Origin of the sequence: Streptosporangium lutulentum, assembly GCF_030811455.1 — a bacterium.
GTDB classification, from domain to species: Bacteria; Actinomycetota; Actinomycetes; order Streptosporangiales; family Streptosporangiaceae; genus Streptosporangium; species Streptosporangium lutulentum.
The window spans coordinates 5,446,544-5,472,196 of record NZ_JAUSQU010000001.1 but is presented as its reverse complement, the minus strand read 5'-3'; the positions used below and the strand labels follow the sequence as shown (position 1 = coordinate 5,472,196).

The following is a 25,653-nucleotide window of genomic DNA, read 5'->3' as shown; positions in this document are numbered from 1 at the left end:
CGTTCTTGGCCTCTCCGCGTGCCCCTCCACTGTCGACGGAGCCGGGGCAGGCTTCATCGGGGAATCCCCTATGCGTGAGGAGGGGTCGCGGTCAGCCCGTCATGCGCTTGGCGAGTTCGACGCGACCGCGGACCCCGAGTTTGCGATAGACGCGGGTCAGGTTCGCTTCGACGGTCTTGACGCTGATGAGCATGATCGCGGCGATCTCGGTGTTGGTGAGCCCCTGCGAGACGAGCTCGACCACGCGCTGCTCGGAGGGGGTGAGGACGGCTTCACTGCTGTGAGCGAGCCGGGCCCGCTGAGCGCGCGCGAGCGCGGCCCAGCACGAGGCTCCGAGCTGATCGAGGACCGCTGTCGCCTCGTCGAGGGTCTGTGCGGCGTCGCGCCGCCGGCGTGCCCGTCGCTGCGCGGTGCCGAGCACGAGGAGGGACCTGCCGAGTTCCAGTGGCAGTTTCCGCTCGCGGGCCTCCAGCACCGAACCGGTTACCGCCTGGACGGCCGCGGCGGAATCCCGAAGCGCCAGATGAAGGACGGCCTCGGCGCGCCCACCTGTGAGGCCCGCCCACGGATGGTGAAGCCGGTCGGCCGCCTTCCTCAGCCATTTCAGGCATTCTCGGGCCTCATCGGTTCGGCCGACTCGTGCGTAGCTTTCAATGAGATCGGGAATGTAGGGGAAGGCGCCTGGTTCGCCGAATCCGTGTTCTTTGAGAAGCGGAACGAGAGGGGCGAGCCAGGTTATCGCGGCGGCGGGGTCGTCGACGGACAGTTCGAGCTGTCCAAGGACACAACGGCACTGGGCGGCGAAGATCAGATCCCCTTGCCGCTCCGATATTCGCAGGCCTTCGCCGGCGAGACGACGAGCCTTTTCGATCTCACCGCGGCCGGCGGCGACGAGGGACACGACATAGGCTCCACCGCCCGTTTGCCGATATCCGGTCTCACGCCCGTACCGCTCGACGGACGCCGCATGCCGGGCTGCCTCCGCCCACCGGCCGGCTCTCCATTCGACCTCGGCGAGGTGCAGGCGGCTCCCGTTGCAGCTCTCCTCCGATCCGCGCCGCTCACCCGCCTCGAGAACCGCGTGATGCAACTCTCTGGCAGGGCCGAGTTCCCCGCGCCACATGTGCCACATCGCCAGCCGGCTCTCGGGAGAGCGGTAGGGAAAAGGCATGCTCTCCAAACCGGCCACGGAGATCGCGTTCCGCAGAAGCCGGCCGGCGTCCGGCCGTCCCGCGAGCGCCGCCAGGAACCCCTCGGTCGCGAGGGCCCCGCGGAGCACGGCCGGACTCTCCGCACGCCTTGCCTGCCGTACCGCCTTGCGGGCGACGGTCTTCGCCTCGGTGAGCCGCAGGAGCAGGACCCCGACCCGCTGGGCGAGTTCCGTGCCGACGCGGGCGGCTCGGGCGGGGTCGTTCTCGAATTCGGTGAGAGCCGTCGCCAGCAGGCGAGCGGCGGTTTCCACGTCTGTCTCGATCCATCCCCGCCGGGCGGTCAGCTCGCCCCGCAGCCGGTCGGGCACGTCGGCGACCCACTGCTCGGCCAGGACGCGACACCGATCCCACTCACTCGCCGCCATGAGGCAGTCAAGCTCCAGGAGGCGCCGCCGCCAGGCCGGCAGCCCGTTCGCGTCGGGGGTGAGCGCGACCGCGGCCTCGGCCAGGATGACGGCACGGCCGGGAGCCCCCTGGGACAACATCCGTTCCGCCGCCGCCGAAACGGTCGCGGCCAGGGTCTCGTCGGGCTCTTCGGCGCCCGCCGCCAGATGTCCCGCCGCCTCGTCCAGGTCCTCGACCGCCACCGCCGCGGCGAGCGCGCGGTGCAACCGGCGCCTGACCGGCCCGCTCAGCGTCGCCCGGGTCACCTCGCGCAGAAGCGGATGCGTGAAGCGCAGCACCGGGTTCGGCGGCGAGGACTCCAGGACGTCGGAGGCCAGGGCCTCGTCGACGGCGTCGTCCACATGCTCTCCGGCCACGGCGCGGAGCAGTTGCCGCGTCGGACGGGTGTCGAGGGCGGCGATCTGGATCACGGCCATGGTCGTGGGGGCGAGCCGGTTCAGGCGTGCTCTCAGCGATCCGGTCAGGCTGCGGGGGAGATGGGCGATGGCGGCGTCGCGGTCGGCGACGGTCATGGTCTCCCTGGCGAGTTCCAGGGCGACGTAGGGGTTGCCGTTGGCGAGCCTGATGATGTGGCGGAGAAGGCGTGACGACCAGCGACCAGCGAATCTGTCCGTTATCACGCTCACGATCGACGCCTCATCCAGCCCGGCCAGATCGAGCCTGACCAGATCCGCCCCGATCTCATGCGCCAGGACCTGGCCCAGGCCGTCCTCGGCCTGTTCGGAACGCGCCGACACGATCCACGTCACGGGAATGTCGGGAAGCCACGCGACGGCCATTCCCAGTAACCGTCTGGTGTCCTCGTCCAGCCATTGCTCGTCGTCGATCGCGACGACGAGCCGTTTTCCCTCCGCCGTATCGGCTATGGCCCGCAGGGCGTTCACGGCCGCCCGGGCGATCAACGCGGTGTCCGGCTGCCCGGAAAACGCCTTCAAATGCAGTGTGTCGCGCAACACATCCGCCTGCGCCGGTGCCATTGTTTGAAGAATGTCGTAAACGGCCGGTTCCAACAGGTCTGCAAGATTGATGAATGGAACACCGGACCCGCTTTTCAGTCCGGTGGTGGACAGGACTTTCCATCCTGATGTCGCGGATATCTGGGTGACGGCCCGGTACAGCAGGGTTTTGCCGATCCCGGGTTCGCCGCTGATCACTATGCCCACCGGCGCCTGCCCGCCGTACAACGCCAACCGGCACGCCGCCAGTTCGGAATCCCGACCGATTAACCGCATGCTTCAGATTAGTCCGGAGGGGTGATGCGATGTGGGCATTAGAGCTGACTGCCGTCGCGTCCGCACTGAATAAAAAACGGAAACGCCGTAATTTGTAACCTCTGGCGCTGTATATCAGATCATAGGTGGCAAAACGCGCCGAAAGGTGAAAGCGGAGTCCATTCGGTCTTCATATCGAAGAGGCGTTTACGGTACGGCCATTGTTCAGCCGTGGATCGTGATGGGAACGACTCCCGGCCGGCCGAGTGGATCTCCCGGAACCCGCCCGACGTTCGCGCCCATCCGGAGACCGGAGCCGCGCCGGGGAGACCGCGACGGCGGCCGTCGGAAGACCGGGCCCTCGCCCCGGCACCGGGCGGCTCCTGCGGAAGATCGGGCTACAGGTCGGGGAGAGGGGTCCGCCAGCGGAGGGGGTGGCCGGGGGTGGTGCCGATGAGGCGTCCGGCGTGGGCGGTGAGGACGGTGCAGTCGCCGGCGGTGCAGAGGTCGGTCCACTCGGCGGGGGCCGGCACCGGGAGCCGGGTGCGGATCCGGCCGGTGGAGTCGGCGATGTAGAGGCGGGCGCTCAGAGCGGTGAGGGTGACGGCGTCCGCGCTGTCGTCGACCAGGCTCCACTCGGAGGTCTCCGGGGGGAGGCGCCACAGGCCGCCGTCGGCGGTGACGGCCCACAGGTCGCCGTCGACCAGGGCCAGTCCCACCCCGCCGGTGGGGCCCTTGCCGAGCACGGTCCAGGGAGCCTTCGAGCCCGGGTCGCGGTAGACGAGCCGGTCGTCGCCGGTCAGGCCGTACAGGCCGATGGGTCTGGTGGTGGAGGCCTCTCGCGGGGTGGCCATGGCGACGACGCCGCCGCCCGAGCCGATCCGTCGCCAGCGCAGGTTCTGGCCGGAGACGTCCCTGCGGTACAGGAGGTCGTCCACGCCCACCCCGTACAGCCGGGAGCCGCACACGGTCAGCGCCCGGATCGAGCCGCCGGGGCCGATCGCCTCCCAGCCGTTCACGCGGGAGGCCAGCCGGTTCAGCACGTTGCGGGTGATGCGGTCCACGGCTGGGTCGTGCAGGGTGTTGCCCCAGTTCACGGTGGAGGCGGTGAACACCGTCCCGGCGCCGAGACCGAAGACGCCCATGGTGGCCATGCCGCCCTGGCCGTAGCGGTGCCAGTGGCGCAGATCGGCGGTGGCCAGGACGACGAAGGACGGCGGGGTCCCGTCGCGCCCCGTGGCCACGGGAACGCCGTCCACCTCCGTGAAGTCGCAGGCGTCCGTCTCGTACCCGATGGCGCCCCGGCCGAAGGCGTCGCCCTCGCCCAGCTTGGTGCCCTCGAACACCCAGTGCTCGGGGAACCGGGCGGTGTAGGACTCCTCGTGCATCAGCCGCATGTACGGCCCCCAGGTCCCGGCGCCGAGCCGGAAGCTGACGCCGGTCAGGCCGTTCTCCGGCCGGTTCGCCGGAGCGCTGGACCACTCGACCGTGGTGAGCCCCGGGTCCACGGAGGACATCGGGTCGGCGACCGCGTCGCGGTAGCAGACCATGGTCCGCCCGTCGTCCTCCAGCCGGAACTGCCACCAGCAGGTGTTGCCGGAGAACACGGCCATGTTGCCGCCCCGGCGGATGAACTCCTCGACGTTGTCGCGCATCCCCGCCGACCAGTACTCGTCGTGACCGTTGAGCACCAGCAGCCGGTAACCCGCGAGCAGGTCGCGCCCCTCGTGCAGGTCGAGGCCCGAGCAGTAGTCCACGTCGTATCCGGCCGGGCCCAGCCAGCGGATCATGCCCTCCTCCCAGCGCTCGGGAGGCGGTCCGCCGCCCGGCCGGTCGAAGGAGACGCGCGAGGCCCGGGTGGGCTGCTCGCTCCAGTAGATGGACTCGCCGGGGATGCCCGCCCGGTTGTAGGCCTGCCAGGTCGGGAACGGGACCGACAGCAGGATCGCCGAGCCGGGCCGGGCGGCCCGCACGACGAAGTGGACCTCGCAGACGTCCTCGTCGGCGGTGAACACCGCGCGGTAGAGCGAGCTCGGCCAGTCCTCGGGCACGTCGAGGGTCCACAGGGCGCCGCCGAACTCCCCGCCCCGCACGGCCAGGTCCGCGGCCACGTCCTCCACCAGCACCGAGCCGCGGAGGGGAGCGCGGGAGGCGCGGGCGAGATGGAAACGGAGCGCGCCGCCCTGGACGCAGGAGGTGGCCTCGGCGTAGGCGTGGACCGTCATCCGACCGGCTCCAGTGCCTCGCGGGACGCGGCCTCGACCAGCAGCGCCTCCAGGTCGCGCAGGTAGCGCTCCATGGCGTCGCGGGAGACGAAGCGGGTGTCGGCGGTGAGCGAGACGCCCAGCCCGCCGGGTTCGCCGGTCACGTGCACGCAGAACCGGCAGTTGAGCCGGTCCTGGCTGAGCGGCCAGGTCAGGGTCGTCTCGTCCAGCGCCCGCCGTACGGCCCGCTCGTCGTGGGGGGAAGGGGAGGAGTCCGTCACCCCGACCAGGCGCATGTCGTTGAAGCAGCAGTAGGGGTGGATCGGTGTGCCTCTCTCCAGGCTGACCCGCGCGGTCAGCCGGTCGCGGTCGCGCGGGTCGTGGTAGGCGGAGCGGTAGGCGCGCAGCGCGGCGGGCTTGGCCGCCCTCAGCAGGTCGCCGAAGTCGCTCGCGCGCAGGTCCAGCACGAACAGTCCCTCCTGGGAGAGCGTGGTGACCACCTTCGCGGTGTCGCCGCGGAAGCGGTTGCCCACGATCGGCAGCATCGCGCACACGTCGTGGCCGGACATCCGTCCGGCCAGTGCGGACGTGGCGGCCAGCAGCACCGTCGAGGTGCTCGTGCCGTGCGCCGCGGCCACTCTCCGGACGGCCAGGTCCAGCGCCCGGGAGACGAGCTGCGCCCGCCAGACGGGAGGGGCCGCGGGTGCGTCCGCGGGCCGGTCGAACATGGTCGGCGGGATGCGCCGATACCGGCTCTCCCAGTACTCTGCGGCGGCCTCGGCGACCTTCAGCCCCTGGCCGGACTCCTGCCAGCGGGCCAGGTCCAGGGGCGAGGGCGGGGGAGGTCCCGGCAGGGCGCCGCGGAGCAGCAGCAGCCGCAGGTCCGTGATCGCGATCTCGGCGCCCAGGCCGTCGGCGGCCAGATGGCAGAAGACGAGCACGATGTGGGTGACCTCCTCGCCGGCGACCACGAGCCCGGCCCTCAGCGGCCACTCGTCCTCGTAGTCGAAGGCCGTCGCCGCGAGCGCGTCCAGCAGCAGCTCCGGGTCACCGCCCGACACGGTGAGGGGGATGGCGCCGGTGGTCTCCAGCACCTGGTACGGCCCCGCCCCTTTCCGCGGGCCCGTCCTCAGCCGGGTCCGCAGAGACTCGTGCCGTTCCACCAGCGCGCCCAGCGACTCGGCGGCCCGTTCCACGGTGAGCGGCCGGACCCGTTTGGGCACCGCGAGCACGCGGCCGAAGTTGAAGTAGCGGTCGTCCGGCGCCGTCTTCTGAATCGCGTCCCAGATGGCCCACTGCCCCCAGGTCAACGGTGCGACTTCCGATCGGCTCCCCGAGAACCGGATGTCCATGTGCTTCTCCAGGTTCAGGAATCAGAGCGTTGAGCCTTGACGACGTAGCGCTCCAGCACGCCGAGGTCGTCCAGCAGGTCCAGCCCGTCGTCCGCCAGGTCGATCTCCACCCCGAACTCGTTCTCCACCGCGTCGATCAACCGCATCTGCGCCAGGGACGTCATCCCCAGCGCCGACAGCGGGACCGTGGCCGCCATCGCCTCCTTGGCCGTGACCGCCCCGTCCGAGGCGGAGGCCACCATCGCGGCCAGCCGTTCCCTAACCGTTCCTGAAACCATTTCGAGCCCCTCTCGCGTCGTTCCGATCACCGTTCGCCGAGATCCGGATCCGTCCGTCAGACACCTTCGACCTCCGGGCCGGACTCCGCCGCGGCCCTCCTGACGCTGAGCGGGCGCATGTCGGTCCAGACCTGGTCGATGTGGGCCAGGCACTCCTCCTTGCCACCGGAGAAACCGTCGGCCCGCCAGCCGTCGGGAATGTCCTGGCCCTCGGGCCAGATCGAATACTGTTCCTCGTGGTTGACCACGACGCGGTAACCCAATCTCAGCTCCCCGTTTCCATGAGGCGGGCGGCCTCTTCGTCGGACAGTTCGGACAGCTCGGCGATGAGCAACTCCTCCACCGTGACCGCGAGCCCGGCCACGGTGCTCCGCGCGAACAGCGCGCGGATCGGCACGTCCACCTCGACGGCGGCACGGAGCCTGGCGATGACGCGGGTGGCGAGCAGCGAGTGCCCGCCCAGGGCGAAGAAGTCGTCGAAGGCGCCGATCCCCTCGATCCCCAGCACCTCGCCGAAGACCTCGGCGACCAGTTCCTCGGCGTCGCCGCGCGGGGCGACCTTCGCCCGGGTCCCGGCCACGGGCGCGGGCAGCGCGGCCCGGTCGATCTTGCCGTTCGGCGTCAGCGGCAGGGCGTCGAGGCTCACCCAGTGAGCGGGGACCATGTAGGCGGGCAGCCTGCCGGCCAGGTGCCTGGACAGCTCCTCGCCTTCGGCCGAGCCGACGACGTAGCCGACCAGGGTCTCCTGGTGCACGGCCACCGCCGCCTGGCCGACGCCGGGGTGGGCGAGAAGCCGTGCCTCCACCTCGCCGAGCTCGATCCGGTAACCGCGAACCTTGACCTGGCCGTCCTCGCGGCCGAGGAACTCCAGCCGTCCGTCGGCCCGCCAGCGCGCCCGGTCGCCGGTCCGGTAGATCCGTTCGCCCCCCAGGAGGGGGAAGCGTTCGCCGGTCAGCTCCGGCCTGCCGAGATAACCGCGGGCCACGCCGGCTCCGCCGACGCACAGTTCGCCCGGCGCTCCCGGCGGCACGGGTTCACCGTGGCCGTCCAGGACCAGGACCCGGGTGTCGCCGATCGGGGTGCCGATCGGCTGCCGGCCGGGGGAGCCGTCCAGCGCGGCCGCCGTGGCGATGATCGTCGCCTCGGTGGGGCCGTAGGTGTTGACCAGCCGGATCCGATCGCCGAAGCGTTCGCGCCAGCGGGTCACCGCGGTCTCCTGCACCTGCTCGCCGCCGAGGATCACCAGGCGCAGGGTGCGCGGCCAGGCGATCCGGTCGATCTCGTCGACCAGGGCGTGCCAGTAGGCCGTGGGCAGATCGAGCACGGTGACCTGGTCGAGGTGGTCGGGCAGGGTGACGCCGCCGTCGGGCAGGAGCCGCAGGCGGGCCCCGGCGGCCAGCGCCGGATAGATCTCCTCGGCGTGGGTGTCGAAGCTGAGCGACGCGAACTGGACCACCCGGTCGCCGGGGTGCAGGCCGTACGCCTGGCGCATCCACGCGACGCGGGAGGCCAGGTTGCGGTGCTCGACCACGACACCCTTGGGCATGCCGGTGGACCCCGAGGTGTAGATCACGTATGCGGCCTCACCGCCCGGTGCCGTCCCCTCGCCGGCCACCGGGTCCGGTGTGCCGGGCAGCGGGTCCGGAGTCCGGCCGGGCAGCGGGCTCCGTGTCCCGCCGGCCGGCGGGACGGAAGGGGAATCGGTCGTGTGCGCACGAGGGGCGGCGGAGGGCAGGCGGCCGGCCAGATCCGCGGAGGTGAGCACGAGGGAGGCGGAGCTGTCGTCGAGCATGAAGGCGAGTCGCTCGGCGGGGTGCTCCGGGTCGAGCGGCAGGTAGGCCGCCCCCGCCCGCCAGGTCGCGAGCAGGGCGGCGACGGCGTCGGGCGACCGGTTCAGGCAGATGCCGACCACGTCACCGGGTACGACGCCCCGCGATCGGAGAAGCGCGGTCAGCTCGTCCGCGCGGGCGTCCAGCTCGGCGTAGGTCAGCGTGGCGTCCCCGCATTCGACCGCGACCGCGTCGGGCGTGTTCCGCAGGGCCGCCTCGAACAGGTCCGGTACGGCGGGGGCGGCGGGTTGCGCGGGTCCCTCCGAAAGGCGCAGGAGCAACGCGTCGTCGCCTGCGGTGCGGAGCGGCAGCCGGGAGATCCGGTCGCCGGTGGTCCCGGGCAGGGCGGTGAGGAGCAGGCGGAACCGCGCGGCCATCGCCTCGGCCGTGGCCCGGTCGAACAGCTCGGCGTCGTAGGCGAGGTTGAGCACCAGCCCGTGCTCGTCCTGCCAGGCCTCCAGCGTGAGTTCGAGCTTGGCCTGCCGCATGCCGTGGTCGAAGCCCGTGGTGGTCAGCCCGGCGAAGGCGTCGCGGGGGCGGCCGGAGTCCTGGGTGTGAAGGATGATCATGGTCTGGAACAGCGGGGTGCGGGTGAGGTCCCGCTCGACCCTCAGCGCCGTCACCAGCTCCTCGAACGGGACCCCCTGGTGGGAGAAGGCGTCCAGGACGCGGATCCGGGTCTCCTGGAGCAGGCCGGAGAAGCTGGGGTCGGCCGACAGGTCGCCGCGGAGGACCAGGGTGTCGCTGAGGTAGCCGACGACCGGTTCGAGCCGGACCCGGTCCCGGCCGGCGACGGCCGCCCCGACCAGGATGTCGCTCTGACCGGTGTGCCGGGACAGGAGCACCTGGTAGGCGGCGAGCAGGACCATGAACATCGTGGCGCCGTGCTCCCTGCCCAACCGGCCCAGGGCGGCGGCCTCGTCCGCGTCCAGCCGGATCGTCGCCACGTCGCCTCGCCTGGCGGTCCCGGCGGTGCGCGGCCGGTCGACCGGCAGGTCCAGCGGGGTGGGGTCGGCGAGCCTGTCCCGCCAGTAGCCGAGCAGGTCGCCGGTGTCGCGCTCGCGCTGCCAGCGGGCGACGTCGCCGAACTGGAGCGGGACCGGGGGCAGCGGGCCCCGGTCCGAGTAGAGGTGCGACAGCTCGTCGAAGACGATGTTGAGCGACCAGCCGTCGCCGAGGATGTGGTGGATCGTGACACACAGGACGTGGTCGTCCTCGGCGATCCCGATCAGGGTGACGCGCAGCGGCGGCCGGGAGGCCAGGTCGAAGGGCGTGCTGGTCAGGGCCGCGACGCGCTCCAGCGCCTCCGCCTCGTCCGCGGCGGTCACCTCGTCGACCGGCACGGGCCCCGGTGGGTCGATGACCACGGACGGCGCGCCGTCCACCTCGGGGAACCGGGTGCGCAGGCTCTCGTGGCGGGCGACCGTGCCGTCCAGAGCCCTGCCGAGGGCGCGTCGGTCCAGCGGTCCCCGCAGCCGGTGGACCAGGCACATGGTGTAGGAGGCGTCCTCCGGGTCGAGCCGGTTGAGGAACCAGAGCCGTTCCTGACCGTGGGAGAGCGGCGGGACGGTTCCCTCCGGCCGTGGACGTGGTCCGTCCGTCTCCCCGATCCCCAAGCCGATTCCCGAGCCGATTCCCGAGCCGATTCCCGTGCCGGCGATCGGCTCCGGCCGGGGTCCGGCCGGTTCGCCGCCTTCCGTGCCGATGATCAGTTCCGCCAGCCCGGCGGTCGTCGGCCGCAGGAACACCTCCCGGACCGGCACCTCCACCCCGGTCAGCGCGGTGAGCCGCGCGGTGACCATGGTGGCCAGCAGCGAGTGCCCGCCGAGCGCGAAGAAGTCGTCGTGTGCCCCGATCCCCGTCACCCCGAGCACCTCGGCGAAGACCTGGGCGACCAGCCGCTCGCCCGGAGTCCGGGGCGGGGTCGCGTCCCGCGCGGGCACCTCGTTCGCCTCCGGGAGGGCGTTGCGGTCGATCTTCCCGTTCGGGGTCAGCGGCAACGTCTCCACCTCGACGAACACGCTGGGCACCATGTAGCCGGGCAGCTCACGCCCGGCGTGGTCCCTGAGCCCGTCGAGCGGTCGCGCGGCCCCGGCGCCGTCCGGGGACGCCGGAGCGGTCACGCCGGTGGGGGAGGCGACGGCGGGGGAGGCGACGGCGGTCGCCGGGGCGGTGCTCGCGGAGGTCGCCGGAGGCGCGGCCGGTACGGCGAAGGCCACCAGCCGGTCCCCGCGTACCGCGACCACCGCCTGCCGTACGGCGGGATGCGCGTCCAGCACGGCTTCGATCTCGCCGAGCTCGATGCGATGACCCCGGAGTTTGACCTGATTGTCGGTCCGGCCGAGGAACTCCAGGGTGCCGTCGTTCCGGTGGCGCGCGCGGTCTCCCGTGCGGTATACCCGCGAGCCGCCGGGACCGGGGAGGAAGCGTTCGGCGGTCAGGGCCGGACGCCCGAGGTAGCCGGTGGCGACTCCCGCGCCGCCGATGAGCAACTCGCCCGGCACGCCGATCGGGCAGGGGCGGCCCGCGGGATCGAGGACGTGGACGGTGGTGTTGGCGATCGGACGGCCGATGACGACCTCGCCGGGATTCTCCGGGACCTCCCAGGCCGTGGACCAGATCGTGGTCTCGGTCGGGCCGTAGACGTTGACGAGCCGGTCGACCCGGGGCCGCAGTTCGCGCGCGAGCCGAGGGGGCAGCGGCTCGCCGCCGGTCAGGCCCACCACGCGCGGCAGGTCCCCGGTGAGCAGGACCCGCCACCCCGACGGCGTCGCCTGGACATGTGTCACGCCCTCGTCCCGGACCAGACGCGCGAGCCGTACGCCGTCCCGCGCCGTCTCCGCGTCGGCGACGACGACCCGGCCGCCCGTCACCAGCGGCAGGTAGAGCTCCAGGGCGGAGATGTCGAACGACAGTGAGGTCAGCGCCAGCCAGACGTCCCGCGGTGAGGATCCGACCAGTGACCGCATCGCGAGCAGGAAGTTGGTCAGCGCGCGGTGGGGCACCATCACGCCCTTGGGCCGCCCGGTGGAGCCCGAGGTGTAGAGCACGTAGGCCGTGTCGTCCGGGCGGGGTCGCTCGGGCGCCCCGGTTCCCGGGGGGAGGTCGTCCAGGCCGGTCAGGACCAGCGCGGCCCCGGAGTCCTCGATCACGTACGAGACGCGGGCCGGCGGGTAGTCGGGGTCGACGGGGAGGTAGGCCGCGCCGCTCATCACCACGCCCAGCAGCGCGACGAGCATGTCCGTGCCGCGTTCCATCCGGATCGCGACGAGGGAGCCGCGGCCGATCCCCGCGGCGGCCAGCCGCCCGGCGAACTCCGTGGCCAGCCCGGCCAGCCCGGCGTAGGTCAGCGTGCCCGCCGCCACCGCGTCCGGAGTCGCCGCGGCCTGTTCGAGCAGCAGGTCGGCGAACGTCATCTCCGGCAGATCGGCCGCTGTCTCGTTCCACCGCTCCAGCAGCCCGAGCTCCGCGTCCGGCAGCATCCGCAGAGACCCCACGGGCACGTCGGGATCCGCCACGACGGCCGCGAGCAGCTCCCTGAACCGGCCGGCCATCCGCTCCACGGTCTCGCGGTCGAACAGCTCGGCGCTGTAGACGACGCTGCCGAACAGGCGGCCCTCGCCGTCGGGGTACATGTCCAGCGACAGGTCGACCCGGGCCTGGGACCAGCCGTTGGGAAAGGGCGCGGCGGTGACCCCGGGCACGGGGTCGATCCCGTCTTCGTGGTTGTGGAAGCCGAACAGGGTCTGGAACAGCGGGGTACGGCTGAGATCCCGTTCCATGTCGAGTTCGGCCACGAGGCGCTCGAAGGGGACGTCCTGCCGGGAGAGCGCTTCCAGCACGACCTTGCGGGTGCGCTTGAGCAGGTCGCCGAAGGTGGGATCGCCGGACAGGTCGCAGCGGAGGGTCAGCGTGGTCGAGAGGAAGCCGATCATGGTTTCGAGCTCGGTGCTGCCGCGGCCGGCGGACGGGGTGCCCACGCAGAAGTCGGTCTGGCCGGTGTGCCGGGACAGCAGGACCTGGTAGACGGCGAGCAGCACCATGTACGGCGTGCAGCGCGTGCGGCGGCCGAGGGCGCCGATCGCGGCGGCCAGGTCGGCGTCGATCAGGAAGTCGACGACGCCGCCCTCGCTGGTCCGCCGGGCGGGACGCGGCCGGTCGGTGGGCAGTTCCAGGGGCGGCACCCCGGCCAGCCGGTCGGCCCACCACCGGAGGTCGCGGAGTTCGCGGAGCTCGGAGTCCGAGGAGCGGAGGAGGCGGGTGTGCTCGCCGTACTGCAGCGGGAGGTCGGGCAGCGGCGCGGTGCCCCGGCTCTCGTAGTGGGCGGCGACCTCGGAGCGGAGGACGTTCAGTGACCAGCCGTCGCCGTTGATGTGGTGCAGGACGACGCAGAGCACGTGCTCGTCGGGGCCGAGCTCGACGAGCGACACCCGGAACGGAGGCGCGGCCGCCAGGTCGAAGGCCGTGTTGGTGATCACGGTGACCAGGGCGAGGGCCTCCTCCTCGTCCCGGGCCGTCAACCGCTCCACGGTCACCGGAGAGGGCGGCTCGACGACCGCCAGAGGCTCCCCCGCCACCTCGCGGAACCGGGTGCGCAGGCTCTCGTGCCGCGCTGCCACGGCGGTGAACGCGGCCTCCAGCGCGACCGTGTCAAGACGACCTTTCAACGTGTAAACATAGGAGGTGTTGTAGCTGGAATCGCTCGGGTCGAACCGGTAAAGAAACCACAACCGCTGCTGACCGTATGACAGTGGGTATTCGGTCTCCGGCTGGCGGGGAGAAATGGTCTCTGGTTTGAACACGCAGAGCTCCTTCGTCGACCGGGGGCCCGTACTCATGAGGTGGAGGCGAAGGCCGGGTACGCGAAGATCAACTCCGCGCTCGTGTTCACCGAATCAAACAGGTATTTGGAAGGGTTGTTTCTGGAAAGAAACCTTCCAGTTAGTCCACTGAGGGGTTAGTGTTACACCTCCGCGCCGGGGGCGCAAGGGTGGTCCAACCAGTGATTTCGCCGCCCTTTCGCGCCTCCGTGAGGGGCTTGCGGGGCCAAGGCGATCATGTAAGACTGAATCTTGGCGTAAAATAGTAAAGGTTGTTTCCTGTTTGGCTGTGATCATTTCGCAAGCGTCAAGCTCGCATACATCCGACCTTTATGGAGGTTCACTTGGTGAACCTGACCGTCCCCGCATTGCTCAGAGACCGAGCCCTCGCCGACCCCGACGGGCTCGCGCTGATCGTCCACGGCTCGGCGTCGCTCACCTATCGCCAATGGCACGAGCGATCCACCGCGCTCGCGAACAGCCTGGTCGCGCGCGGTGTGACCAGAGGCGATCGCGTGGGCCTGGTGTTCGGGGGCGCGGACTGGGTGGACTACGCCGTGGCGTTCTGCGGGGTCCTGGCGTCCGGAGCCGTGGCCGTGCCGCTGTCGGATCGCCTCGCGTCCGCTGACCTGCGCTTCATGCTGGAAAACTGCCGCGCGACCGGAGTGATCCACGCCGGCGGGCTCACCGTGCCCGAGATCGGCTGGAGCGCGACGGTCGCCGGTCTGCACGCCGAAACGTCCTACGAGACGGCTGTTTTCGCGGCTCCCGGGGACGGAGATCCCACGGTTTCCGGCGCTGAGCGGCTCGCGGGATCCGGGTCCGGAGGGCTCACGGCCGAGCCCGGGCGGCCTGAAAGTTTCATGCTCGGAGATGCCGCGGACGACGAGGTCAGAGGCCTTTCCGGCCCCGTGCCCGGCCGTCTCGGAGATCCCGAGCCCGGAGATCTCGCGCAGATCCTCTACACCTCCGGCACCACGGGCCGTCCCAAGGGGGTCTCGGCCACTCATGCCAATCTGGCCTACGGCTGCGGTGCCAAACGCCGCCCGTTCGCGCATTCCACCCACCTCGTCCACGCCTTCCCGATCGGCACCAACGCCGGGCAGACGATGCTGATCAACGCGCTCGACGCCCACCCGGCCGTCGTGACGCTGCCGCGTTTCACTCCCGCCCGCTTCGCCGCGCTGATCGAGTCCTACCGCGCGGGAACGGTCTTCCTCGTCCCCGCGATGGCCATCGAGCTGATGAAGGCGGGCGTGGGGGAGCGGCACGACCTGTCGGGCGTCCTGCTCCTCGGCTCGGCCGCCGCGCCCCTGCCCTCGGCCGTCGCCCAGGCGCTGACCAAGGCCTTCCCCAATGCGACGATCACCAACTACTACACCTCCACCGAGGCCGCCCCGGCCCAGACGATCATGATGTTCGATCCGGAGCGGCCGGGAAGCGTCGGCCGCCCGGTGGCCGGGGGACGGGTCAGGATCGCCACCGCCGAGGGCGAGCCGCTGGAGCAGGGGGAGACCGGCGAGGTCTGGATGCGGTCCCCGGCCGCGCCGCGCGCCTACTACGGCGATCCGGAGAGCGGGACCTTCCGCAACGGCTGGGTGCGCATGGGCGACCTCGGCTTCATCGACGCCGACGGCTACCTCTATCTCGTCGACCGCGAGAGCGACGTGGTGAAGTCCGGCGCGTACAAGGTCTCCACGCTCCACGTCGAGGAGGCCGTCTACCAGCACCCGGCCGTGATCGAGGCCGCGGCGTTCGGGGTTCCGCACCCCGTGCTCGGAACCGTCGTCTCCGTCGCCCTGGTCACCGAGGGCCGCCTCGCGCCCGAGGAGTTGCGGATCTTCCTCAAGGACAGGCTGGCCCCGTACGAGCTGCCCGCGCACGTCATCACGGTCGACGCCCTGCCCCGCAACGCCGGCGGCAAGGTCGACAAGCGGGCCCTGCGCAAGACGACGGAGAACGCGTGATGACCGAGGCCACGTTCGCCGAGCGGGGAGCGGAGGTCACATTCACCCAGCAGGGGATGTGGGTCACCGAACAGAACGCGAGCGCGGGGTCCGCCTACCACATGCCGCTCCTCGTCCACCTGAACGGCGAGCTGGACGTCGAGGCGCTGCTGGCGGCCTGCGCGGCGGTGGTCGACCGGCATCCGATGCTGGGCAGCGTGGTGGCGGAGGCGGGCAACGAGCTGCGGCTGCTGCCCGGCGCCCCGGTTCCCGTACGGCGGGCGCCGGCACGGGACGCGCACGCGGAGCAGGGCACGCACACGCCGGAGCGGGACGCACAGGCGGGGCAAGACACGCACACGCCGGGGGAAGGCGCGCACGCGGGAGAAGGCGCGCACGTGCCGGAGCGGGACGCGCACGCGGCCGTGCGGGAGGAGATCCTGCGCGGGTTCGACCTGGAGAAGGGCCCGCTGGCCAGGTTCACCCTGTTCGAGGTCGCCCCGGACCGGCACCTGCTCCTCTTCGTCGCGCACCACCTGGTCTTCGACGGCCAGTCCAAGGACATCCTGGTGCGCGACCTCGCCGCCTTCTACAACGGTGAGCCGCCGCCCCCGCTGCCCGAGATCGACCACGGCAGGGCCGAACGCGACCGGGTGGCCGCCGCGCTCCCGGCCGCCAGGGAGTTCTGGAAGCCCAGGTGGCGCGACCCGGGCGAGACCGTCGTGCTCGGCCGGGTGCTGCGATCCCGGAGGGCGGGTGAGGGCCGGGTGGTGCGGTTCACCGCCGATCCCTCGATCCCCGGGCTGACCCGGTTCGAGGCGCTGCTGGCCGCGCTGCACGTCTGCCTCCTCGGATACGGCAACGCCGAGGTGACCACCGCCGTCGATCTGTCCACCCGGCCACCCGAGGCGGCGGGCCACATCGGCCTGTTCGTCAACGAGCTCCCCGTCGCCTCCGGCCCGTCCCCCGAGACGACCTTCCGCGCGTTCGCCGCCGCCCTGCGCGCCGAACTCCGCGAGGTCTACCGGTTCCGGCAGGTGCCGCTGTCTCGCGCGATGCCGCGCATCCGGCCGCACGCCGCGCTGGTCCCCGTCTCCGTCAGCTATCGAACCCGCCACGACCCGGACCCGGCCTTCACCGGGCTCGACGCCTCGGTGGAGTGGACGGTCTCCAACCACGCCGTCCGAGGCGCGCTGCACCTGCAGTGCGTCGACGGCCCCGGCGGGCTGGAGATCAGCCTGCGCCACGATCCCGACGCCGTCCCCGACGCCGACAGGGTGGCCGCCGACCTGCGTCTTCTTCTGGAACGCGCTCATCACGACCCCGACCTGCGACTGACCGAAATTCTGGAGAACGAGATGGGTTCCGTCACCACGCTGACCGACCAGGTACGCGAGATCTGGGAGGAAGTCCTGGGCATCTCACCGATCGACGATCACGACGACATCTTCGATCTGGGCGGCCACTCCCTGACCATCACTCAGATCATCGCCCGCATGCGCAAGCGACTGGACGTCGAGGTCTCGCTGGACGACTTCTTCGACAACCCGACCATCGCCGGAGTCGTCGAATCCCTGGACGCCGCCGGCGGTGGCACCGGCACCGACGATGACTGAGACCCTCGACGGGCTCCGCCTCTCCCGCCTCGGCGACGACGACCTGGGGCTGCTGCTGCTCATCCGGCACTTCGAGCTCAAGCTTCTGGAGCTGTACGGCAGGGGCGACCTCAACGGCACCACGCACACCTGCCTCGGCCAGGAGTACGTCCCGGTCGCGCTGCGCCCGCTGCTCGGCGAGAGCGACCACGTCTTCAGCAACCACCGCGGCCACGGCCACTACCTGTCCAGGTTCCGTGACCCGCACGGGCTGCTCGCGGAGATCATGGGCAGGGAGGGCGCGGTCTGCGGCGGCGTCGGCGGCAGCCAGCACATCCACCGCGACCGCTACCTGTCCACCGGCGTGCAGGGGGAGAGCCTGCCGGTCGCCGCCGGGGTCGCGCTCCACCTCAAGCGGTCCGAGCCTGGCGCGATCGCCTGCGTCCACATCGGCGACGGCACCTGGGGAGAGGGCGCGGTGTACGAGGCACTCAACCTCGCCGCCCTCTGGCGGCTTCCGCTGCTGGTCGTGGTGGAGAACAACGGCGTCGCCCAGTCGACCCCGACCGCGTCGCAGATGGCGGGTACGGTGGCCGGCCGGGCGGCGGCGTTCGGCATCCGGCACCACCTGGTCGTCTCCACCGACGTCAACGAGATCCGGATCTCGCTCGAAGGACTCGTCGCGGAGGTGCGGGAGGGCCGGCCGCTGGTGGCCGAGTTCGTGACCCACCGGCTCGGCCCGCACAGCAAGGGCGACGACGTCCGCCCGGCCGGCGCCGTACAGGCCGCCAGGGACAACGACTGGTACGGCCGTTACGCCCACGACCATCCCGAGCAGTTCCACCGGCTCGACGGCACGGTGAAAGCCGAGGTCCAGGGGATCGTCGACGAGGTCGCCGCGCGCCCGCCCTCCCGCAGGGAGGAATCGTGCGCGTAGCCGAGAACCTCAACGCGGCCCTGCACGGGCTGCTGGACGACGACCCCACCGCCTACCTCCTCGGCGAGGACATCCTCGACCCGTACGGCGGCGCCTTCAAGGTCACCAAGGGCCTGTCCACCCGCTTCCCCGGCCGCGTGATCGGCACCCCGATCAGCGAGGGCGCCCTGACCGGCGTCGCGGCCGGCCTGGCGCTGACCGGCAACACGGCGGTGGCCGAGATCATGTTCGGCGACTTCGTGGCGCTCGCCTTCGACCAGCTCTGCAACTTCGCGAGCAAGTCGGTGTCGATGTACGGCAGGCGGCTGCCGCTGCGGATGGTGGTGCGCTGCCCGACCGGCGGCGGCCGGGGCTACGGCCCCACGCACAGCCAGAGCCTGCAGAAGCACTTCGTCGGCATGCCGGGGCTGTCGCTGTACGAGATGTCCCCCTTCCACGACAACCGCGCGGTGTTCGCGGCGATGCTGGAGCGGGGCGAGCCGTGCGTGTTCTTCGAGGACAAGGTCCTCTACACCCGGCAGATGGACCTGGTGGACCCGTTGTTCCGGGTGCGCGGTGACGGCGACCTGGCCGTGGTCGAGCTCCACGACGCGGACGACTACCCCGACTGCGTGATCATCGCTCCCGGCGGGATGGCGCACCGGGCCCTGGCCGCGATGCGCTCCCTGCTGGTGGAGCAGGAGATCTCCTGCCGTCTGCTGGTGCCCTCCCGGCTCTACCCGCTGGACGTCGAGAAGCTGCTGCCGTTCGTCGGGGACGTCGTCCTGGTCGCCGAGGAGAGCACGGCCGGCGGCACCTGGGGCAGCGAGGTCGCGCACCTCCTCCACGGCCGTCTCTGGGACCGCCTGCGCGGACCCGTCCGCCTCGTCCACTCCCGGGCCGAGGTGATCCCCACCGCCGCGCACCTCGAAAGTCAGGTGCTGGTGGGGGAGTCCACGATTCACCACGCCGTACGGGAGGCCCTGCGTGGCTGACATCCGCGTCCCCAAGCTCAACGACAACGACACCGAGTACCTGATCGTCCAGTGGCTCGTCGAGGACGGCAGGCCCGTCGGCGCCGGAGACCCGGTCGCCGTCCTGGAGACCTCCAAGGCGGCCGACGAGCTGGAGGCGGAGGAGTCCGGCTACCTCCACCACGCCGCCGCGCTCAACACCTGGATCGCTCCCGGCGCGGTCCTGGCCCGCGTCACCTCCCAGCCGGTCCCGCCCGCGGGGGAGGCCGGCGCGGCACCCGCCCTCTCCTCCGCGGTCCCGGCCCCCGCCGTCACGTCTCCCGCGTCGCCGGAGACCGCCGTCACGTCTCCCGCGTCGCCGGAGACCGCCGTCCCCGTGAGCGCGGTCGCCGAGAGCACGATTCCCCAGGCCCCCGTCCCCGGGAACCCGGTCCTCGGGACCGGAGCCTCAGGGGCCGGGGCGTCGGACATCGAGCCGGTGGTGACCGACCCCGCCCGCGCGGCCATGGAAGAGCTTGGCGTCTCCCACGACCAGGTCACGGCCCTGGGCCTGCGCGTCGTCCGCCGCTCCGACGTGGAGGCCCTGGCCGGCCACCGCTCCGGGGCCCCGGCGGTCAGCCGTGCCGAGGCCCCGGCCCGGCGTGGCCCCCGCACCCCGGACGCCGATGACACGGCGGGCACGCACCGGCTCTCCAGGGTGCAGCGAGCCGTCGCGCGCGCGGTCACCACCTCCCACGACACGATTCCCGCGGCCTACACGGTGATGAAGTTCGAGGTCGGGCCATTGCTGGAACGGGCCAGAGGGCTGACCAGGGAGGTCCGCAGGCCGGTCGGGCTCGTGGAGCTGTTCGTCCAGGCCGTGGCCGGGCTGCACCCGAGGTTTCCGCTGTTCTTCGCCTCGATCGACGGGGACGAGGCGCGGCCGGCGGAGGCGCCGTACATCGGCGTCACGTTCGACATGGGCGAGGGTCTCTACGTACCGGTCGTCCGTGACACCGGCTCGCTCAGAGGCATCGCCGACACGCTCATGCGCTACCGGCTGGCCGCCACCGAGGGGGACTTCCGCGAGCAGGACCTCGCCGGAGCCACCATCGCCGTCACCCTGCACACCGACGCCGACATCGTCCTCGCGATCCCCCTCATCTTTCCCGGGACGGTCTGCGCGCTCGCGATCACCTCGCCGCAGCGGGAACTCGTCCTCGGCGAGGACGGCGCCGTGACGGCGAGGACGGTCGCGAACATCGGCCTCGCCTACGACCATCGACTGATCAATGGCCGGGACGCCTCGCGCTTCCTCGCCGCACTCCGGAGCGAGCTGGAATCATGACGGAGACAACGCTGTCGGACGCCAAGCGGGCGCTGCTCGCCCAGCGGCTCCGGCGCCGGAACGGGTCCCGGACCATCGAGGCCCGGGAGCCCGGCACCATCCCGCCCCTGTCCCACGCCCAGGAACGCCTGTGGTTCATGGAGCAGTACCGGCCGGGCACCGTCACCTACACGGTTCCCGTCGCGGTGCGGCTGCGCGGCGACGTGGACGCCGACGCGCTGCGCCGGGCGCTGGACGAGATCGTCGCGCGCCACGAGGCCCTGCGGATGCGGTTCCTCACCACCGAGGACGGTGCTCCCGAGCTCGTCGTCGACGAACCCCGCCCCGCCGAGTTCCGCGTCACCGAGGCGCCGGACCTGGACGCCGTGATCGAGCTGCTCGACGCGGACCTCGCCACCCCGTTCGACCTGGAGCGGGGCCCGCTCTTCCGGACCGTGCTGGTACGGCTCGCACCCGCCGACCACGTGCTCCTCATCGCCGCCCATCACAGCGTCACGGACGGCTGGTCCAGCGATGTGATCATCCGTGAGCTGCTCGCCCTGCACGACGGCGAGACCCTGCCGCCCGTCCCGGTCGGCTACGGCGACTACGCCCTCTGGCAGCGGAGCCGTGACCACCGAGGGGAGCTCGGCCACTGGCGTGAGCGGCTCGCCGGGCTGCCCGCCCTCGAACTGCCCACTGACAGGCCGCGCCCTCCCGAACAGCGCCACGAGGGGGCCGCCGTCGGCGTCCACCTCGACGCCGACCTCACCCGGCGGCTGACCGAGCTGGGCGCGACGGCCGGCGCCACGCCGTACATGACGTTGATGGCCGCCTTCCAGGTCCTGCTGGCCCGCTACTCGGGGCAGCGGGACTTCGCGGTCGGCTCCCCGGTCGCGGGCCGGGGACTGTCCGAACTGGACGGCGTCGTCGGCATGTTCGTCAACACGCTGGTCCTGCGCGCGGACCTGGCGGACGACCCGCCGTTCGGAACGTTCCTGGAACGTACGCGCGATGCGGTGCTGGACGCCCTCGGGCACCAGGAACTCCCGTTCGACCAGCTGGTCAGCGAGCTGAACGTGGTCCGCGACGTGAGCCGGTCGCCGCTCGCGCAGGTCACGTTCGCGCTGCAGAACTTCAAGGCGGGCGAGGAGGACGGGCGGGTTTCCTATCTCGGGCTCCCGGTCAGGACCACCCGCTTCGACCTCGGCCTGTACCTGTTCGAGGGCGTGGACGGGCTGTTCGGCGACATCACGTACAGCACCGCCCTGTTCGACCGCGAGACCGTGGAGGTGATGGCGTCCCGGTTCGAGACGCTGCTGCGCTCGATCGTGGCGGCCCCCCGGACGCGGGTGGGAGAGCTGTCGCTGCTGTCCGGCGACGAGCGGGACCTGGTCCTGGGCTTCGGCACCGGCACCGCCCTTGAGCCGGCCGGCCACGATCTGCTCCACGACCTCGTCACCGCCCAGGCCGCGCTGACCCCCGGCGCGACGGCCGTGGTCTGCGACGACTCGCCGGTCTCGGGCGCGGCGCCCGTGGCGCGCGGCGGCTCCGCGGGTTCCGGGGCGTCGTCCGCGGTCCGCGGTGGCTCGCTGACCTACGCCGGGCTCGACGAGCGCTCCACCCGGATCGCCGCCCTGCTGAGAAACCGGTACGGCGTGGGCCCCGACACCAGGGTCGGCGTCTTCCTGGAGCAGTCCACCGATCTCGCGGCGGCCGTCATCGGCGTCATGAAGGCCGGCGGCGCCTACGTGCCCCTCGACCCCAAGCAGCCCCGCGACCGCCTGGCGTACATGCTCGACGACGCCAGCGCCGTCGCCGTCCTCACCACCTCCGCCCTGCACGACCTGCTCCCCGGGCTCCCCGAGACGCCGGTGATCCGCCTGGACTCCGAGGCGCTGGACGAGACCGGGTTCGAGCGCCCCGAGACCTCCCCCGGCCACCTGGCGTACGTGATCTACACCTCGGGGACGACCGGGCGGCCGAAGGGCGTGGGGGTGCAGCACCGGCAGGTGCTGAACTACCTGGCCGGGGTCAGGGAGCGGTTCGCGGTCGAGCCCGCGGCGGTCTACACGTTGCTGCAGTCGCTCTCGTTCGACTTCGGAGTGACGATCTTCTACCTGTCGCTCATGACCGGCGGCGAGCTGCACCTGATTGATCCGCAGACCCCGGCCGAGGAGCTCGCCGGGCGGCTGGGCCGTACCGACTACCTGAAGATGACCCCCTCCCACCTCGCCTCGCTGCTCACCGGGGCGGACCCGGCCGAGCTGCTCCCGCGCAAGCTCCTCATCCTCGGCGGCGAGGCGTCCACCTGGAGCTGGGGCAGGGAGCTGGCCGCGCACACCACGGTGGTCAACCACTACGGCCCCACCGAGGCCACGGTCGGCATCTCCACGTACGCCGTCACGCAGGAGGACGAGCGGGCGCTGAACCTGCCGATCGGCAGGCCGCTGCCCGGCGCCGGGGTCTACGTGCTGGACGAGCACCTGCGGCTGGTCCCGCCCGGCATGACCGGCGAGATCCACCTCGGTGGCGACCGGCTCGCCCGGGGCTACCTCGGCCGGCCCGGCCTGACGGCCGACCGTTTCCTGCCCGACCCGTACGGCGAGCCCGGCGCGCGCATGTACAGGACCGGCGACCTCGGACGCTGGCTGCCCTCCGGAGACCTGTGCTTCCTCGGCCGCCGCGACCTCCAGGTGAAGGTCAGGGGCTACCGGGTGGAGCTGCCGGAGATCGAGTCGGTGCTCGCCGACCAGCCCGGGATCGCGCACGCCGTCGTCGAACTACGCAAGGACCGGCTGATCGGATACCTGGTCGGGGACCGGATCAGCGTGAGCGAGCTGCGGACGCGGCTCGGCGAGCGGCTCCCCGAATACATGATCCCCGGACGGTTCGTCTGGCTGGACGAGCTGCCCCTGAAGTCACACGGCAAGGTCGACCGGGCCAGGCTGCCCGAGCCCGACGCCGAGCGGCCGGACCAGCAGGCCGGATTCGTCCCGCCGGGGACGCCTCTCGAAGAGGCGATCGCGGAGGTGTGGGCGAAGGTGCTCGACCTGGCTCAGGTCGGCGTGCTCGACGACTTCTTCGACCTGGGCGGACATTCGCTGCTCGCCGCACAGGTGGTCGCCCGCCTGCGGAGGGTCATCCCCGCGGGCGGGCGCCAGGTGACCATCCTGGACCTGTTCAAGCAGAGGACCGTCCGCGAGCTCGCGGAGCTCGTCGAGGCGGGCGACAACGGCCCGCGCATGTTCCTGCACCGGCTCACCCCGGCCCGCGCCGCCACCTCCACCCTGGTCTGCGTGCCGTACGGCGGCGGCAGCGCGGCCATCTACCAGCCGCTGGCCGACACGATGCCCGCGGACTGGGCGTTGCACGCGGTCGCCGTCCCCGGTCAGGAGATGGGACTGATCGAGGAGACCCGGCCCGTGGCCGAGGTCGCCCAGGGGTGCGTGGAGGAGATCCTGCGGGGGATCAGGGGCCCGCTCGCGCTGTACGGGCACTGCGGGCTCGGCGTCATGCTGACCGTGGAGATCGCTCGCCGTCTTGAGGCGGCGGGGCGTCCGGTCGAGGCGATCTATCTCGGTGGCATCTTCCCCTTCGCCCAGCCGGCGTCGGCGCTGGCCTGGCTCTCGAATCTGACCGATCGCCTCCGCAGCGACCAGATCTGGGCCAACGCCCTGCAGGCCGCCGGTCTCGACGTGGAGGAGCTCGAACGGGACCAGCTCAAGCTGATGATCGACAACCGCCGTAAGGGCACGAAGGAGGCGGAACGCTACTTCACCCGGCTCTTCGAGGAGGGGGTCGAACCGCTCGACGCGCCGATCATCTCCGTGGCGGGCGACCGCGATCCGGCCACCGAGTTCTACCAGGAGCGCTACCGCGAGTGGCACCTCCTGACCGATTCCACCGCCGTGGTCGTGCTGGACGAGGCCGGTCACTTCTTCCTGAAGTACCGGGCCGGGGAACTCGCCACCATCCTCACCGGCACCCACCTGGCCATCGCCTCCGGCGACACCGCGGGGCTGGGCCGTACCGAACGGTCCTCCTGGTGGCTCGAAGGCGTGTCCGTCCAGGAACGCTCCACCCATCCCACCGCGGGGAACGCCGCGACGCAGGCCGGGTCCGCCGGGCACGCGACGCCCGTCCTCGAAGGTCCGGGCGCGAACGGCGCGCCACCGGCGGGACACCGTACCGCCACGGACCCTCCGGCGCGGTCCGGTCCGCAGCCGAGCATGAAGCGGTTCGCCACCGTGGCGGCGGGGCAGCTCGTCTCCATCATCGGGTCGTCGCTGACCGAGTTCGCCGTCCCGTTGTGGATCTACATCAACACCGGCTCACTCGCCAGGTTCGCCCTGTTCTCGGTCCTCGCGCTGGTGCCCGGCATGCTGGTGTCCCCTCTCGCCGGCGCCCTCGTCGACCGCTACGACCGGCGCAAGGTCATGCTCGCCGGAGACGTCGGCGCGTTCGGCACCCAGCTCTCCCTCGGCATCCTGCTGTGGACCGGGAATCTCCAGACCTGGCACATCTACCCGCTTCTGGTCCTGCTGTCGGTCGCGCTGACCTTCCAGCGCCTCGCCTACAACTCCGCCCTCCCGCAGCTGGTCCCCAAACGGTTCCTCGGCCACGCCAACGGGGTGGTGCAGATGGTCACCGGCACCGCACAGCTGGTCGTCCCGCTTCTCGCGGTCGGCCTGATGGCGGCGATCGGGCTGGAGGGCATCCTCGTCCTGGACGTCGTCTCCTACGCCTTCGCGATCATCGTGCTGCTCGTCGTCCGCTTCCCGGAGACCATGGCGTGGAAGCGCAGGGAGAGCCTGGTCGCCGAGATGGTCGAGGGCTGGAGGTTCTCCTGGGGCAACCGGGGCTTCCGCGGCATGCTGTTCTTCTTCGCGGTGCTGAACGTCTTCCTGTCCCCGCTGTTCCTGCTCGTCTCGCCGCTGGTCCTGGGCTTCGCCACGCTGGAGGACGTCGGCAGGATCGCGTTCGCCGGAGGTCTCGGGGTCTTCCTCGGCGGTCTGGCGATGACCGTCTGGGGCGGGCCTCGGCGCAGGCGGCTGCGCGGCGTCATGCTCTCCACCCTCCTCCTCAGCGTCTTCTGCCTGATCACGGGTCTCCAGCAGAACCTGCTCCTGATCGCGATCGGCGCCTTCGGGATGTCGTTCTGGCTGACCATGCTCAACGGCGTCTACGCCACGATCGTCCAGGTCAAGGTGCCCCAGCGTTTCCACGGCCGGGTCATCGCGCTCAACACCCTGATCGCCTGGTCCACCCTGCCGATCGGCTTCGGCCTGGTCGCGCCGTACGGCAGCGCGCTGTTCGATCCGTTGCTGCTGCCCGGAGGCCCCCTGGCGGACACCGTCGGCCTGGTGCTCGGAACCGGGCAGGGGCGGGGCGTCGGCCTGATGTACGTCCTGTTCGCGATCGCCATCGCCGTCACGGCGCTGGTCGCCATGCGGACCCGGACGCTGTCGCGGTTCGACGTGGACGTGCCGGACGCGCTCCCGGACGACCTGGTCGGTTTCCAGACCATCCAGAGGCGCCGCGAGCGGGAATCCGGTGAAACGCCCGCCGAGGCGGTCGCCGTCCGGAGCTGACCTCGTCGCGGT

12 protein-coding genes are annotated in these 25,653 nt (G+C 71.6%); 6 read left to right on the top strand and 6 right to left on the bottom strand.

The genetic code is table 11. From position 1 onward, the window contains the following. Window positions 1–91 precede the first annotated feature (91 nt). From J2853_RS24285 to J2853_RS24260, 6 genes are all read right to left on the bottom strand, one after another. On the bottom strand, window positions 92–2,848 hold the full coding sequence (locus tag J2853_RS24285) for an AAA family ATPase (RefSeq protein ID WP_307561665.1): 2,757 nt from the start codon (window positions 2,846–2,848) through the stop codon (window positions 92–94). 377 nt (window positions 2,849–3,225) lie between these two features. After that, a complete protein-coding gene (locus J2853_RS24280) occupies window positions 3,226–5,052 on the bottom strand; it encodes a N,N-dimethylformamidase beta subunit family domain-containing protein (protein WP_307561663.1) in 1,827 nt (608 codons plus the stop codon). Next, window positions 5,049–6,383, bottom strand: coding sequence for a condensation domain-containing protein (locus J2853_RS24275; protein WP_307561661.1), 1,335 nt, complete (start codon window positions 6,381–6,383; stop codon window positions 5,049–5,051). The genes J2853_RS24280 and J2853_RS24275 overlap by 4 nt, the downstream gene beginning before the upstream one ends. 14 nt (window positions 6,384–6,397) lie before the next feature. Then, a complete protein-coding gene (locus tag J2853_RS24270; protein WP_307561659.1) occupies window positions 6,398–6,661 on the bottom strand; it encodes an acyl carrier protein in 264 nt (87 codons plus the stop codon). Window positions 6,662–6,717: 56 nt separating this feature from the next. Further along, window positions 6,718–6,924, bottom strand: coding sequence for an MbtH family protein (locus tag J2853_RS24265; protein WP_307561657.1), 207 nt, complete (start codon window positions 6,922–6,924; stop codon window positions 6,718–6,720). 2 nt (window positions 6,925–6,926) lie between these two features. Then, the gene (locus J2853_RS24260) at window positions 6,927–13,292 is read right to left on the bottom strand and encodes a non-ribosomal peptide synthetase (RefSeq protein WP_307561655.1); all 6,366 of its coding nucleotides are present in this window, start codon (window positions 13,290–13,292) and stop codon (window positions 6,927–6,929) included. A gap of 365 nt (window positions 13,293–13,657) precedes the next feature. Here J2853_RS24260 and J2853_RS24255 point away from each other — a divergent pair, with 365 nt between their 5' ends. From J2853_RS24255 to J2853_RS24230, 6 genes are read left to right on the top strand one after another with little or no spacing between them, the layout of a single operon-like run. Beyond that, a complete protein-coding gene (locus J2853_RS24255; protein ID WP_307568797.1) occupies window positions 13,658–15,277 on the top strand; it encodes a class I adenylate-forming enzyme family protein in 1,620 nt (539 codons plus the stop codon). Beyond that, complete coding sequence (locus tag J2853_RS24250) at window positions 15,277–16,872, top strand: condensation domain-containing protein (RefSeq protein ID WP_307561652.1); 1,596 nt, start codon at window positions 15,277–15,279, stop codon at window positions 16,870–16,872. The genes J2853_RS24255 and J2853_RS24250 overlap by 1 nt, the downstream gene beginning before the upstream one ends. Then, window positions 16,865–17,788, top strand: a complete 924-nt coding sequence (locus J2853_RS24245) for a thiamine pyrophosphate-dependent dehydrogenase E1 component subunit alpha (RefSeq protein ID WP_307561651.1) — start codon at window positions 16,865–16,867, stop codon at window positions 17,786–17,788. The genes J2853_RS24250 and J2853_RS24245 overlap by 8 nt, the downstream gene beginning before the upstream one ends. After that, window positions 17,779–18,762 carry an alpha-ketoacid dehydrogenase subunit beta gene (locus J2853_RS24240; RefSeq protein ID WP_307561649.1) on the top strand — a complete coding sequence of 328 codons (984 nt, stop codon included), beginning with the start codon at window positions 17,779–17,781 and terminating at the stop codon, window positions 18,760–18,762. The genes J2853_RS24245 and J2853_RS24240 overlap by 10 nt, the downstream gene beginning before the upstream one ends. Continuing rightward, a complete protein-coding gene (locus J2853_RS24235) occupies window positions 18,755–20,068 on the top strand; it encodes a 2-oxo acid dehydrogenase subunit E2 (RefSeq protein WP_307561647.1) in 1,314 nt (437 codons plus the stop codon). The genes J2853_RS24240 and J2853_RS24235 overlap by 8 nt, the downstream gene beginning before the upstream one ends. Next, window positions 20,065–25,641 (top strand): non-ribosomal peptide synthetase/MFS transporter, encoded by a 5,577-nt coding sequence (locus tag J2853_RS24230; protein WP_307561645.1) that lies wholly within the window; start codon window positions 20,065–20,067, stop codon window positions 25,639–25,641. The genes J2853_RS24235 and J2853_RS24230 overlap by 4 nt, the downstream gene beginning before the upstream one ends. Window positions 25,642–25,653: the final 12 nt, after the last annotated feature.

Excerpts from the sequence above, each read along its gene's own strand:
- J2853_RS24285 (WP_307561665.1), bottom strand. The coding sequence starts at position 2,848 with ATGCGGTTAATCGGTCGGGATTCCGAACTGGCGGCGTGCCGGTTGGCG.
- J2853_RS24280 (WP_307561663.1), bottom strand. The coding sequence starts at position 5,052 with ATGACGGTCCACGCCTACGCCGAGGCCACCTCCTGCGTCCAGGGCGGC.
- J2853_RS24275 (WP_307561661.1), bottom strand. The coding sequence starts at position 6,383 with ATGGACATCCGGTTCTCGGGGAGCCGATCGGAAGTCGCACCGTTGACC.
- J2853_RS24270 (WP_307561659.1), bottom strand. The coding sequence starts at position 6,661 with ATGGTTTCAGGAACGGTTAGGGAACGGCTGGCCGCGATGGTGGCCTCC.
- J2853_RS24250 (WP_307561652.1), top strand. The coding sequence starts at position 15,277 with ATGACCGAGGCCACGTTCGCCGAGCGGGGAGCGGAGGTCACATTCACC.
- J2853_RS24245 (WP_307561651.1), top strand. The coding sequence starts at position 16,865 with ATGACTGAGACCCTCGACGGGCTCCGCCTCTCCCGCCTCGGCGACGAC.
- J2853_RS24230 (WP_307561645.1), top strand. The coding sequence starts at position 20,065 with ATGACGGAGACAACGCTGTCGGACGCCAAGCGGGCGCTGCTCGCCCAG.